The organism is Shewanella sp. YQ_9 (assembly GCF_043103185.1).
Lineage (GTDB): Bacteria > Pseudomonadota > Gammaproteobacteria > Enterobacterales > Shewanellaceae > Shewanella > Shewanella algae.
The window spans coordinates 19,287-31,442 of sequence record NZ_JBICJO010000007.1 but is presented as its reverse complement, the minus strand read 5'-3'; the positions used below and the strand labels follow the sequence as shown (position 1 = coordinate 31,442).

Annotated in this window: 12 protein-coding genes; 4 read left to right on the top strand and 8 right to left on the bottom strand. The window is 51.9% G+C overall.

What is annotated here, in order from left to right:
- Positions 1-10: 10 nt before the first annotated feature.
- Positions 11-991: a phenylalanine--tRNA ligase subunit alpha gene (pheS, locus tag ACF8D4_RS01955; protein WP_044734381.1), complete on the bottom strand. Its 981-nt coding sequence runs from the start codon at positions 989-991 to the stop codon at positions 11-13.
- Between the two features lie 365 nt (positions 992-1,356).
- Here pheS and ACF8D4_RS01950 point away from each other — a divergent pair, with 365 nt between their 5' ends.
- The 3 genes from ACF8D4_RS01950 (at position 1,357) to ACF8D4_RS01940 (ending at position 6,261) form a co-directional block, all read left to right on the top strand.
- Positions 1,357-3,105 carry a DEAD/DEAH box helicase gene (locus ACF8D4_RS01950; RefSeq protein WP_345843197.1) on the top strand — a complete coding sequence of 583 codons (1,749 nt, stop codon included), beginning with the start codon at positions 1,357-1,359 and terminating at the stop codon, positions 3,103-3,105.
- Between the two features lie 50 nt (positions 3,106-3,155).
- Positions 3,156-3,413: a GrxA family glutaredoxin gene (locus ACF8D4_RS01945; RefSeq protein ID WP_025009626.1), complete on the top strand. Its 258-nt coding sequence runs from the start codon at positions 3,156-3,158 to the stop codon at positions 3,411-3,413.
- A 226-nt stretch (positions 3,414-3,639) separates the two neighbouring features.
- Complete coding sequence (locus ACF8D4_RS01940) at positions 3,640-6,261, top strand: ATP-binding protein (protein ID WP_208221704.1); 2,622 nt, start codon at positions 3,640-3,642, stop codon at positions 6,259-6,261.
- Positions 6,262-6,516: 255 nt separating this feature from the next.
- Here ACF8D4_RS01940 and ACF8D4_RS01935 read toward each other — a convergent pair whose 3' ends face one another.
- From ACF8D4_RS01935 to ACF8D4_RS01920, 4 genes are all read right to left on the bottom strand, one after another.
- Positions 6,517-7,398, bottom strand: coding sequence for a RimK/LysX family protein (locus ACF8D4_RS01935; RefSeq protein ID WP_025888977.1), 882 nt, complete (start codon positions 7,396-7,398; stop codon positions 6,517-6,519).
- 83 nt (positions 7,399-7,481) lie between these two features.
- Positions 7,482-7,847, bottom strand: coding sequence for an STAS/SEC14 domain-containing protein (locus ACF8D4_RS01930; protein ID WP_025009623.1), 366 nt, complete (start codon positions 7,845-7,847; stop codon positions 7,482-7,484).
- A 22-nt stretch (positions 7,848-7,869) separates the two neighbouring features.
- A complete protein-coding gene (locus ACF8D4_RS01925; RefSeq protein ID WP_025888976.1) occupies positions 7,870-8,223 on the bottom strand; it encodes a DUF3802 family protein in 354 nt (117 codons plus the stop codon).
- Between the two features lie 135 nt (positions 8,224-8,358).
- Positions 8,359-8,934: a YceI family protein gene (locus ACF8D4_RS01920; RefSeq protein ID WP_096141693.1), complete on the bottom strand. Its 576-nt coding sequence runs from the start codon at positions 8,932-8,934 to the stop codon at positions 8,359-8,361.
- 271 nt (positions 8,935-9,205) lie between these two features.
- Here ACF8D4_RS01920 and ACF8D4_RS01915 point away from each other — a divergent pair, with 271 nt between their 5' ends.
- Positions 9,206-9,421: a cold-shock protein gene (locus tag ACF8D4_RS01915; RefSeq protein ID WP_025009621.1), complete on the top strand. Its 216-nt coding sequence runs from the start codon at positions 9,206-9,208 to the stop codon at positions 9,419-9,421.
- Between the two features lie 59 nt (positions 9,422-9,480).
- Here the strand turns inward: ACF8D4_RS01915 and pdxH are convergent, their stop codons facing one another.
- The 3 genes from pdxH to ACF8D4_RS01900 form a co-directional block, all read right to left on the bottom strand.
- Complete coding sequence (pdxH, locus tag ACF8D4_RS01910) at positions 9,481-10,119, bottom strand: pyridoxamine 5'-phosphate oxidase (RefSeq protein WP_028779301.1); 639 nt, start codon at positions 10,117-10,119, stop codon at positions 9,481-9,483.
- Between the two features lie 120 nt (positions 10,120-10,239).
- Positions 10,240-11,169 carry an agmatinase gene (speB, locus tag ACF8D4_RS01905; protein ID WP_096141692.1) on the bottom strand — a complete coding sequence of 310 codons (930 nt, stop codon included), beginning with the start codon at positions 11,167-11,169 and terminating at the stop codon, positions 10,240-10,242.
- Positions 11,170-11,200: 31 nt separating this feature from the next.
- The gene (locus ACF8D4_RS01900) at positions 11,201-12,130 is read right to left on the bottom strand and encodes an adenosylmethionine decarboxylase (protein ID WP_392464498.1); all 930 of its coding nucleotides are present in this window, start codon (positions 12,128-12,130) and stop codon (positions 11,201-11,203) included.
- Positions 12,131-12,156: the final 26 nt, after the last annotated feature.

Genomic DNA, 12,156 nt, shown 5'->3' with positions numbered 1-12,156 from the left:
TAAAGCTCCGTTATTTGAATTGCTTGAGAAAACGTAAGTCGTTTTCGAAGAAGGCGCGCAGGTCGTTGACACCATAACGCAACATGGCCAGACGCTCGACGCCCATACCAAAAGCAAAACCGGAGTATTTATCAGGATCGATTCCCACACCGCGCAGCACATTAGGGTGAACCATGCCGCAGCCGAGCACTTCCAGCCAGCCGTTCTTGCCTTTCACATCCACTTCGGCAGAAGGCTCGGTAAAGGGGAAGTAAGAAGGACGGAAACGTATCTCCAGATCCTCTTCAAAGAAGTTACGCAGGAAGTCGTGCAAAATGCCTTTCAGTTCGGCAAAATTAACATTCTCATCCACCAGCAGGCCTTCCACCTGATGGAACATAGGCGTGTGAGTCATATCGTAGTCATTACGATAGACACGACCTGGAGAGATAATCCGCAAAGGTGGCTTTTCCACTTCCATGGTGCGAATTTGCACCCCTGAAGTCTGGGTACGCAGCACTACCTTGGGATTGAAGTAGAAAGTATCGTGATCGGCACGAGCAGGATGATGCTCGGGAATATTCAAAGCATCGAAGTTATGATAGTCGTCTTCAACTTCCGGCCCCTGTTTGACACTGAAGCCCAACTCACCAAAGAAGCTCTCAATCCGTTCAATGGTTCGGGTTACCGGATGCAAACCACCATTGTCCAAACGACGCCCCGGCAGGGTGACATCGATTTTCTCAGCCTGGAGCTTCTGCTCCAACTCGGCTGCTTTCAGCCCTTCAATTCGCTGACTGAGGAACTGCTGTACCTTTTGCTTGGCTTCATTGACCTTCTGGCCGAAGGCGGGCTTTTCTTGTGGACTCAGGGTCGCCATCAACTTCATCATGTCGGTGATCTTGCCCTTCTTGCCAAGATAATCGACGCGGATGTCATCGAGGATTTTCAGATCACTGGCCCCTTCGATGGCGGCTAAGGCCTGTTCTACGATCTCAGTTAACTGCTGCATCTTCTCTTCCAGTGCATGCCGGCCCGTAGGCGGCGATTTTGGTGTCTGTTTGAATTAAAACAGTAAAAGAGTGAAATTTTACGTTAGCTACAGGTCTTTGACCAGTGGTGTGAGGCATTTTAGCAAATGAATTGCCTACAAAAAGTGCTTTTTTTAACCATTGATGCCCTGAGCAAGACGAGTTGTGGTGTCCGAGGATAGAAAGTGGGCAACAATGCAGGAAAAGCACAGTACCCGAGCACGTCTGTGATAAGCTCGCCCCACGGTCAATTCCTCTTTGCAAGTCAGTGTCAACAGATAGTAAAAAGCCAGTAGCTCAGAAAGCGACGACAAAAACTCAGGCAGAAGATACCGCCAAGGCCGGCATTCGCCTACGTGATTATCAGCAACAAGCTGTGGATGCAGCTGTGCGCTATTTCCGCACTCAATCAGGCTCGGCAGTGATAGTGCTGCCCACGGGTGCCGGCAAGAGTTTGGTGATTGCTGAACTGGCTCGTATCGCCAAAGGCAAGGTACTGGTACTGACCCATGTTAAAGAGCTGGTCGCCCAAAACGCCGAAAAAGTTGCCCTGTTGACTGATGAAGCCAGTATCTACTCGGCCGGCCTGAGGCAAAAGCTCACCCAAGGCAAAACCGTTGTCGCCAGCGTGCAATCCGCCGGGCGCAACCTTGAAGCCTTTGACAGCCACTACTCCCTGGTGGTCATAGACGAGTGCCACAGAGTGAGCCTTGAGCAGGACAGCCAGTATCAGCAACTGCTTGAACACCTCAAATCCCACAACCCCAAACTTAAGCTGCTGGGTTTGACGGCCACCCCTTATCGCCTTGGACTGGGTTTTATTTATCGCCGCCACTATCACGGCCGGGTTGGTAATCCCGACCGAGGGATTTTCGATGACTGCATCTTTGAGTTGCCCTTAAGGCCCCTAATTAAACAAGGCTATCTGACGCCGCCCAGGCTTTACGATGGCCTGAGCGCTCAGTATGACTTCAGCAGCCTGCCGAGCAACAGCAATGGGGAATATGATGAGGCTAAGGTCGATGCCCTGCTCAGTCACAGTGGCCGTGCGACCAAGGCCATTGTTAACCAGCTAAGGCAACTGGCCAACACCCGCAAGGGAGTGATTATTTTTGCCGCCACTGTGCGTCACGCCGAAGAAGTGCTAACGCTACTGGCTGACGAACAGGCAGCGCTCATCACAGCGACCACAGAGATGCAACAAAGGGATACCGTCATCCGCGCCTTTAAAGCCCAGGAACTTAAGTTTCTGGTCAATGTGGCCGTACTCACAACAGGGTTTGATGCGCCCCATGTAGACCTTATTGCCATCATGCGGCCCACGGCATCTGTGAGCCTGTTTCAACAGATGGTTGGCCGCGGGCTGAGGCTAGCCGAAGGCAAACAGGACTGCCTGGTCATAGATTATGCCGCCAGCGGCTTTGACCTGTTCTATCCCGAGGTCGGCACTCCCAAGCCCGCGGCAAACTCGGTGCCGGTACAGGTTCCCTGCCCCGAGTGCGGTTTTGCCAATATCTTCTGGGGCAAGACGGATGAGGATGGCGACATCATCGAACACTTCGGCCGCCGCTGCCAGGGACTGTTGCAGGACAATAGTCAATGCAGTTATCGCTATCGCGCCAAGTCATGCCCGGATTGCGGCGCCGAAAACGATATCGCAGCCAAGATTTGCCATCAATGCCAATCGACGCTGGTCGACCCGGACAAACGTCTCAAAGAGGTGTTGTCAAAACAACATCATCATCTGTTCAAGGTACAGCAAATGTTGCTGCACGCCGAAGAGGGGCGTCTCAGAGTTCAGTATCTGGATTATGACGGCAATGACTTCAACCAGTATTTTAAAATGGAGACCAGTGCTCAACGCCGGGCACTGTTTGCTTGTTTTATTCATCCCCACAGCAAAACACCTGGGCTGAAACTGCCGAAATACAGTCAACCACAACAACTGGTCGACGATGCTGCGCGGTTTCGGGCGCCGGATATGCTGCTGCTGAAAAAACAGGCGCGGCGCTGGGATTTATTGCAAACTTTCTTTGATTATCAAGGCAGGTTTCAAACCGAAAAATCATTCCTGGGATCAAGCGACTTAGCATAGGTCTTTAAGCTGTGGTATAACTGCTGCAAATCAAGTCCATGGGAGTCAATATGTTTGTAGTTATTTTCGGTCGTCCAGGTTGCCCATATTGTGTGCGTGCAGTGCAGCTTTCTGAGCAACTGGCTGAAAAGCGTGATGATTTCAAATTTAAGTATGTCGATATTCACGCCGAAGGCATCACCAAGGCCGATCTGGAAAAAACCGTAGGCAAGCCGGTTGAAACAGTGCCGCAAATTTTCGTCGACAAAGAGCACGTCGGCGGCTGCACTGAATTTGAAGCTTATGTCAGAGAAAACAACCTGCTCTGAAGCAAGCCTCCTTCTCGACGCTAAGGCACCCAAAGGGTGCCTTTTCTTATATCCCCAGTCCGGATTGCATATCTCTGCCCGGTTTCGCGCTCAGCCCAACTGCAAACCCTGCGCGCTCATTCAGCACGAGTGCCCCCACTAACTATTAGGTGCCCTTAGAAAAATGGCGGCTTTTCTCAAGAGGTTGTATTATGTAACAGCTTGAAAAGCTTATTACTGAGGATATATGCAAGGGAACCAGGCAAAGCAACAATCCAACCGATTACCTTGGCTTCCCGGCTGGCTGAAACGCTTGCCGGTCAAGTTTGCCCTCAGTCAGTTACTCATCAGCGCCCTCATTGTCATCAGCACTGTGCTGGTATTGCTCAGCATTCAACGTAACCAGTTGCTCAGTCAACAAAGAGCATTGAACCAAAGTTATGGTCAAGTCGTTACCGCAAGACTGCAGGAAGTGACCTCTCAGATAGAAAGCCTGGTCAGTACCATGGCGAATCTTGGTGCCCTTTACCGCAGCAATGGCACAGCGCTCAAGGCCAGTATCGAGTCGGTGCTGGAATTGGAAACCCAGAAAGAGATGATCACCGGCGGCGGGATCTGGCCTGAACCCCGAGCCTTTGAACCCGGGCGGATCCTCGACAGCCTCTTTTGGTATCGCGACAGCTACGGCAAACTGCAGCAACTTAACAGCTATAACGAGCAGCCACAGCAACGCTACCACAACGAAGACTGGTATAAACCCACCCGCTTTTTTCCGGCCGACAGAACTTTCTGGTCCAGCGCCTATCGCGATTCCTACACGGCCGAAGCCATGGTCACTGCCTCTGTCCCTATCTGGCAGGATCATGAGTTTATCGGTGCCGCCACAGTGGACATCAGCCTTGGTGGCCTTAATCGTTTCTTCAGAGGCGCCCTCAAAGATCTCAGCGGTTATGTGTTTGCCCTCGACTACCGCAACCATCTGCTCGCCTCTCCCTGGGAAGATGAGTTGCTGGACAGCACGCTGGAAAAGCCGCTGAGTCTGGATAATTTTCAACGCCTTGAACGCCTGTTCCCCGAGTTTCAATCTGTTGGTGAAGCACTGCGCAGCGCCGATCAGGTGCTTATTCAGGAGGCCAATCAACATAAGGCCTTCAGCAGTCAACAGCTCAAAAGCCTGATGGGCGAGCGTGATGAAATCGAGGCGGCACTGCTTGCCACCATAATCAACAACTCTGCCAGAGAATGGCCGGCCAATGCCAAGCTGCTGCTGACCCAAGAACTGACCCGGGATCCCTTGCTCAACGAGCCAGCGCTGGTTTCGGTATTTTTGATGCCCAAGACCTATTGGAAAATAGTGATAGTCACACCGCTGTCATCCCTCAAAGAGGACGCGACATTGATTGCAGGCAAAGTCGGCATCTACCTGGTGGCGATCCAGTTGCTGGCACTGCTGCTGTTATTTCTAGTGCAGCACAGATTGTTTATCAAACCTATCAGCCGCATGGTGGCAGCGCTCAGGGAAAACAACCCTGCCCGGCTGGAGTTGGACGCCAGAGACAGAGAAGATGAACTGGGGATGCTGGCCGGCAGTTTTATCTCCCGCACCCGTCAGTTGGAAACGGCGATGGCCAGCCTGGATGCCAGTAACCTGGCGCTGGAGCAGCAACTGGAGGTGCAACATAACGCCCAACAAATTCTCAAAACACGTACCGAGCAGCTCAATGCATTGATGAATCATTCACAGAACATCATCTACATCAAAGATTTAACCGGGCAATATACGCTGGTCAACGACAAGTATTGCGAAATTACCGCCCACGAACGGGCGCAGTTTATCGGTGCGGATGACAATCAGGTCTTCCCTCTCGGCCTGGCACAAATTTACCAAGCCAACGATCAAAGGGTGGTCAGTAACCAAAGCCCCTTCTGCTCCGAAGAACCCATTGCCACCCCTCTGGGGGATGTCCTGTATCAGGTAACCCGCTTCCCCATCCGCGACGAATTTGGCGAACTGTGTGGCATAGGGGCAATTGCATTCGATCTTTCCAGTCACAAACGCCAGGAACAGCAGTTGGGGCAAGCCCTGGAGTTACAGGCCGATATCAATAAACGCAACAGCCGTACCCTGCAACAACAGCAGCAACAGATAGCTCAATTGGAAGGTCAGTTGCAGCAGGCACAAAGCAAGTCTCAGTTGCTCAGTCTCAGCAGCACCTTGATGAAAGAGCAGGAGTTGCAGCTGCCAAGACTACTTGCCCAGCTGGTTGCTGACTTGTCTGCCGACTTCGATCAGCTCGGCGCGAGTTTGTTTGAAGCCGAAAGCACCGAAGTTTTGAATCAGTCCAAGGAACTTATTCTGCTTGGTTCCGCCAGATTGCGTCACCTGTTGGCGCTGGTCAATTATCCACAGACAGAGGTCAAGACGCTTCATTTCGATGAATTCGCGACTCACCTGCAGGCTCTGATGGCACCACAGTTTGCCGCCGCAAACGTTGAAATGAAATTGGCGATTGCGGAAAAGCTGTTGCCTGGTGCCAAACCCTGGCAGCTTTTATTGCTCTTCTACCCTTTGCTGAGCAATATCCTGCATCATGCATTTACTCATCAATCTGCCAATGCCCTAATAACTATTGAGGCGGACAAGCTGGACGAGCGCCATCTGGAGGTTACAGTAACAGACAACGGCAGCGGAATAAGTCAGGAGATGCTGGCCCGTATTGAACAGGCCGCGTCACAAAGCGGAACCGGTACTCTGTCACGGTTACAGAGCTATGTGAGGCTAAAACTGCTTGGAGAAATGACCATCAGCTCCCAAGAGGGAGACGGCTGCCGCGTCCGCCTGCTGCTGCCGCTTGAGTCCATTGAGTAGCTTAACCCGGCTCCCCCTGAGGCGAGAGAAGACTCAAGCACTGGACTTATCAAACCTTTGCAAAACTCTTTCAGCTAGACAATTTCACATGGGCCGGGATTTCAGCATAACCCAAGTCTAAACAATGAGAAGCAAAGGGCTGCCATTCCATGCCATTGAAAAACATCACTATAATATTAATGAGTTTCACCTCTGAATGACAAAAGCCGCCATAATAGGCGGCTTTCCCGGGGTATGGTTAGAAGCGCTTAGCTGTCAGTCGCTTTCTTTCAGGCTGACATCCACCAGATAGTGACCCTGCAGCCAGTTTCGGCCAATCAACAGTTTATGGGTCATCTTGCTTCTGTCTTTAAGGTTAACCTTGACCGGATACTCTCTTCCCGGCTCGCCAATGTTGAGTTCCACCATATAACGAATTTCACTGCCTTGGGCATTACGGATAAGCGAGGTATTGGTGATCATGGCATGCAGGCGTTGCTTTTCGCCCTTTTCGTTTTCTGTGGTGAAGCTCAGCTGCTTACCGATATTCTTTTCCATATCCTCATCGCCGTTTTCCACTTTCAGATCCGTAGCATGCAGTGAATTTTCCACCGCGCCGGTATCGATACGGGTTTGGAAAATCAGTCCTGATTCCCGCACACTGATGGGAGCGACCGGCCCTATGATGCGCTTTTCAGCCACATCGACCAGAAAGTCATCGGACAGCCAGTTGCGGCCGATAAGCAGTTTATAATCCATGTGGCTGCGGTCTCTGAGATTAACCTTGACCTTACGTTTGTGATCGCCAAACGCGACGTTCAACTCCACCATGTAACGCGTCTCTCGTCCCTGAGAGTTACTGACAGTAGATGTCTTGACGATTTTGGCCTTGAGCTGCTTTTTCTCACCACGTTCGTTTTCTGTGGTAAAGCTGAGCATTTTGCCCACGTTATCCTGCATCTTCTTGGCACTGCCGCCAATGACCTTGAGATCCATCGCATGCATGGAGGTGTTGGCCGCCCCGGTATCGATACGGGCCTCAAAACTGAGCCCGGCTTCGGCGACCGTCATAATTTCAGTCTGACCTATGACTGTTTTTTCCTGGGCAAACACTGATGTCGAAAGCAACATAAAACAAAGACCAAGTTTTTTAAGCATAGGACTATTCCATTCATTTCACTTAACAAGATGAAAATCCGGCTGAAATGCCGGAACTTACAGATAAGACAGATGTTAACGCTTCAGGTTCCCGAGAGCCAGGCTCGGCCCTTGGCCATTTCCGCTCTGGGAAACACGGCCACCGGGCAAGGGAGCATCAGCGCCAAGGTTTGAGCCATGCCCTCGATGGCAGGGCTATCGGTGATCACAGCTATACGGGAAAAGTCCTGCAGATGAAACAGTCCAAGGCAGGCATCATCCCACACCGCTTGCAAAGAGATGCCCTCAAAGTCGGCGCCGTATTCATACCAGAGTTTAATGAGCACATGTTCCCTGAGTTTGGACTCGACCGCCGGCAGCAAAACAGCATCGTAATCATCACCGCTGATCACACCGCTGGCGCGAACTGCCACTGTATTGTCATCAAACCCGGAAAGCAGTGTCAGCATCGAGCGCCTCCACCTGTGTGCGTTATTGAGACAGGAGCTTGGCGATTTCCTGATCAAACAGATTCTTGATCAAACCGGCAAACTCGCTGATAAACAAGGTTTGCTTTGCCGTAGCCTTATGATTGGCCACCTTGGCCAGGATCTCTTCCAAATCGTACACTATGGCATCTATCTCACGGATAACAGTGTTACGCTGGGCAAAGGACAGTTGCGGATTCTGGCCACAGACCATAATAATCTGCGCCGACAGCTGCTCTTCAAACTGTTCCATGACGCTGCTGTCGCCCAAAGATTCCCCTTCGGGAGTCTCAAACAATCCAAGGTGTTCGGTCAGGAATTGTATGAGGTGCATATAGCCGTCTTTGTCTGTAACCATCTTTCTTCCCGCGTGCAACGTCTCAGGCCAACCCATAAGGGGCAAACTTCCGAACGCCGCCAATGCGGCGATCAGAGAGTCACATTATGAAACAAAATCCGCCTTGAGTCTTGCCTCAAATCAAGCCGTCGTTTGTTACTTGTTTAATCTTAGAACAAAAGAGACAGGAACAGCCTTACTGATGCTGGATAGACCGGCAATTTCACGTAATTTTTCAACCCCATCGGTCAAACCAAACTCTTCGGCGTTCACTATGACGGCTTTTTGTGAGGTTACCAAAAGGCTCGACTCACCGAGTCTGGCCACCACCACACCAAAGCGCTTATTCTGATTCTTGCCATGCAGCGACAACACGCCATCAATCTCAGTGGTCAGCAACTCGCCGGGTTTGAGCTTGTCCAATAGATCCGCAGGCACTTGCGCTGTCAGCGTCAGGCTAGGAAAGTTAGCCACCTCAAACAGCATGGTTTGCATCCGCTTATCGCGGATTTCAATGCCGGTATTAACGCCGTTGAGCGGGATCTCCAACTTGAATTCGCCACTCTCGGCAAGTGTGCCACTCACCTGGTTGAACTCATGTACCTCGGCGATATCACCTTTCTTGACCGACACAAAGCTAACCTTGGAGTCGGCATTGTCCAACTGCCAGTCAGCCGCCAGGGCCAGGTTACTGAAGGCGCCGAGCGCCAGCAAGGGGATCCATTTCTGCATATTCTTGTTCCTTGTAGGGTGTGAATTGAACTGCGCCCGATTTCACCCGGGTAAAAGCAAGCGCTTTTTGTAGATTACTCATTACTAAAGCATATTGTTCACTTCAAGAAAACCTTTGCCGCTATTGAGTGAACTTTTGCTCACGGACCACCACGGCCGCCTGCAACCATTTCTCTCAGCGTCACCAGACTGTCAAGCCAATGAAACAAAACCCTTTTATTCTACAAACGCTAATACAGACCAGCAGCCAAGATTAGGTAACGAGGAAACTATGTCAGAGCAACAAGTGACAGGAACCGTTAAATGGTTCAACGATGAAAAGGGCTTTGGTTTTCTAACCCAGGAAAACGCCGCCGATGTGTTCGTCCACTACCGCGCCATTCAAGGCAGCGGCCGCCGCACCCTGAAAGAGGGTGAGAAGGTCAGCTTCAGTGTGACTGAAGGCCAAAAGGGGCTGCAAGCGGAAAACGTAGTGCGGTTAAAATAGCTGACGGATAAAAGTAAAGGGACGGCATCTGCCGTCCCTCTTGTTATGCCATAGCGTCATCAAGGTGCGAGGCGATTGATCTCCCATCCGTCATCTGTGCGGCTGTAGAGGAATCTGTCATGCAGCCTGTGCTCACCGCCCTGCCAGAATTCCACACTGGAAGGCACTATGCGGTAGCCGCCCCAAAACTTGGGCAAAGGAACTTCGCCCTTGGCAAACTTGGCCTTCATCTCGGCAAACTTACTCTCGAGTGCCTGACGGGCGCTAAGCTTGCTCGACTGTTTCGAGACCCAGGCCGCTATCTGGCTGTCTTTCGGACGGCTGACAAAGTACTTGAATACCTCTGTAGCAGACAGGGCTTCGGCTACACCTGTCACGGCCACCTGGCGCTCCAGCGGATGCCAGGGGAACAGTAAACTGACCTTGGCGTTGACGGCAATCTGCTGCGCCTTACGGCTTTCCAGATTGGTAAAGAATACAAAACCCTGCTGATCAAAACGCTTCAGCAAGACTATCCGCTGAAACGGTTGGCCGGTTTCGTCCACTGTGGCCACCACCATGGCGGTAGGGTCCGTCAAAGGTGCATCCTTGGCCTGCGCCATCCAGCGCTCAAACTGCGCCATGGGCTCGGCGGCCAGATCGGCGCGCCTGAGGCCGCCCTGGGTGTATTCGCGGCGAATATCACTCAAATCTGTCATCGTCTATCCTTGTCCCTGAGCCGGGCACAAAGCCCCAGCGAAACGGAACCCCCAGCCTAGGCTGGGGGCTCTATACAAGAAGGAAAGCCAACGACAAGCGTTGGCTTAAAGTGAAGCGGCTTACTTGACTTTGCCCTGCCCCAGCGCCCAGACATGCAGCATTTCCAGGCCCAGCGTCGCGCCCGCCAGCGCGGTAATGTCGGCGCTATCGTAAGCAGGTGCCACTTCAACCACATCCATACCCACTATGTTGAGGCCCTTGAGACCGCGGATAATTTTCAGCGCCTTGTCGCTGGTGAGACCGCCGCATACCGGAGTACCGGTTCCCGGCGCGAAGGCAGGATCCAGGCAATCGATATCGAAAGTCACATATAAAGGCATATCGCCAACCCGCGCCTTGATCTGCGCCACGATTTCATCGGCGGTCATTTCATTGGCCATGGCGGCATCAATCACCTGAAAACCGTGGCCTTCTTTGGTGTATTCGGTGCGGATCCCCACCTGCACAGAATGAGCCGGATCGATCAAGCCTTCGTTGGGGGCATGATAGAACATGGTGCCATGGTCAAACTTGCTGCCCTGACTGTAGGTGTCGGTGTGAGCATCGAAGTGCAGCAGCGCCATCTTGCCAAACTGTTTGTGGTGCGCGCGCAGCAGCGGCAGGGTCACAAAGTGATCGCCACCAAAGCTCAGCAGTGTCTTGCCGGCGGCCAGAACTTTGCTGGCAAAGTTTTCGGTGCGCTCGGTAAAGTCAGCGGCATCACCACAGTTGAATACCAGATCGCCGGCATCCACTATCTTGATATATTCGCTGAGGCTGAAATCCCAAGGCCAACGCTTCTCTTCCCAGGCCAAATTGGTCGAGGCATTGCGGATAGCTCCGGGCCCCATACGGCCACCGCTGCGACCGGTAACGGCCATATCGAAAGGCAAACCTATTACCACCACATCCGCATCGCTTTCTAGCGGTTTGAAATCCAGTGGCTGACGCAAATAACCAAACGCATTTGAATAAAGCGAGTAATCAGGTTTATCTGCTAAAGTGGTCATAAATACTCCAAAACTTGGCTAATGCCGATATTTACATGGACTCAGGGATCAGCACTTCGTGGCACATCTGCTGATAGTGACTGAAGCCAACATTATAACCCTGCTCCAGGGACAAAGAGCAACTTCCCAGACATAAATGTTCAGGGTAACCACGGGTGTCCAACTGGGCGTTGAAGCCGATGACATCCCAGCTGCCGGGATTGAGAATGGCCAGCAAACGGGCGAAGATATCTATCGGTTGTACGGCGAGATCCAGGTTGGTCTCGAAGCTGACATAAGAGCTGCTTTCCTGGGGCGTGATATGAATAGTCATATACTCTTTGCCGCGAATGCCGTTGATGGAATAACCAAAGGGCTCAAACAGGAAGTCATCAAACTGGAATCCGGGCAGCATCTCTTCCAGTGCCAGCAGTTGGCGCACCCCGGCGCAGCTTTGGTTATCGGAGCGTAGATAGTCGGCCGCCTCACCGCGAATGTGATACATCAACAGCTCACTGGTGGCATCACCGCTCTCGGCGCTGAAGGCCTTGTCACTGCAAAACAGATAATGATGATGGGAATCCAGATGACCGATACGGTACGCCACGCCGGACAGTTTCTCTCTCAGTGCCTGTAAGTCCTGCTCAAAAGAGCTGGCCTGCAGGTGCGACAGATATTCGTTTTTGCGCTGAAAAGTCGCAAAGGCTATCGCCTCTTCGCCGAGGGAGTCGATAAAATGCAGGGTCGAGCGCGCCAGTGTGGTGGTACCACAAGTCAACATTAAAAACCTGTCGTCCCAAACAAACAGACTCGACTCGCTGAGCAGATAGGCATCGCAATAATCATTGCTGACGGAAGAGAGGATTTCTGCATTGGCCTTGGCCACCATCTCTTCCCAGAAGGGCTTTCCCAGTGAGCGCAGCGAAGGCGTAGCCGGCGTCACTATCACTTCAATTTTTTTTTCTGAACCTTCAAAAAACATCTTTTATCTCTACTTGTTGCAGGCCC

What these genes read in the sequence shown, in the direction of transcription:
- pheS (WP_044734381.1), bottom strand. Translation starts at nt 991, where the DNA reads ATGCAGCAGTTAACTGAGATCGTAGAACAGGCCTTAGCCGCCATCGAA.
- ACF8D4_RS01930 (WP_025009623.1), bottom strand. Translation starts at nt 7,847, where the DNA reads ATGCTGACACTGCTTTCCGGGTTTGATGACAATACAGTGGCAGTTCGC.
- pdxH (WP_028779301.1), bottom strand. Translation starts at nt 10,119, where the DNA reads ATGACAGATTTGAGTGATATTCGCCGCGAATACACCCAGGGCGGCCTC.
- speB (WP_096141692.1), bottom strand. Translation starts at nt 11,169, where the DNA reads ATGACCACTTTAGCAGATAAACCTGATTACTCGCTTTATTCAAATGCG.
- ACF8D4_RS01945 (WP_025009626.1), top strand. Translation starts at nt 3,156, where the DNA reads ATGTTTGTAGTTATTTTCGGTCGTCCAGGTTGCCCATATTGTGTGCGT.
- ACF8D4_RS01940 (WP_208221704.1), top strand. Translation starts at nt 3,640, where the DNA reads ATGCAAGGGAACCAGGCAAAGCAACAATCCAACCGATTACCTTGGCTT.
- ACF8D4_RS01900 (WP_392464498.1), bottom strand. Translation starts at nt 12,130, where the DNA reads ATGTTTTTTGAAGGTTCAGAAAAAAAAATTGAAGTGATAGTGACGCCG.
- ACF8D4_RS01925 (WP_025888976.1), bottom strand. Translation starts at nt 8,223, where the DNA reads ATGGTTACAGACAAAGACGGCTATATGCACCTCATACAATTCCTGACC.
- ACF8D4_RS01915 (WP_025009621.1), top strand. Translation starts at nt 9,206, where the DNA reads ATGTCAGAGCAACAAGTGACAGGAACCGTTAAATGGTTCAACGATGAA.
- ACF8D4_RS01920 (WP_096141693.1), bottom strand. Translation starts at nt 8,934, where the DNA reads ATGCAGAAATGGATCCCCTTGCTGGCGCTCGGCGCCTTCAGTAACCTG.
- ACF8D4_RS01935 (WP_025888977.1), bottom strand. Translation starts at nt 7,398, where the DNA reads ATGCTTAAAAAACTTGGTCTTTGTTTTATGTTGCTTTCGACATCAGTG.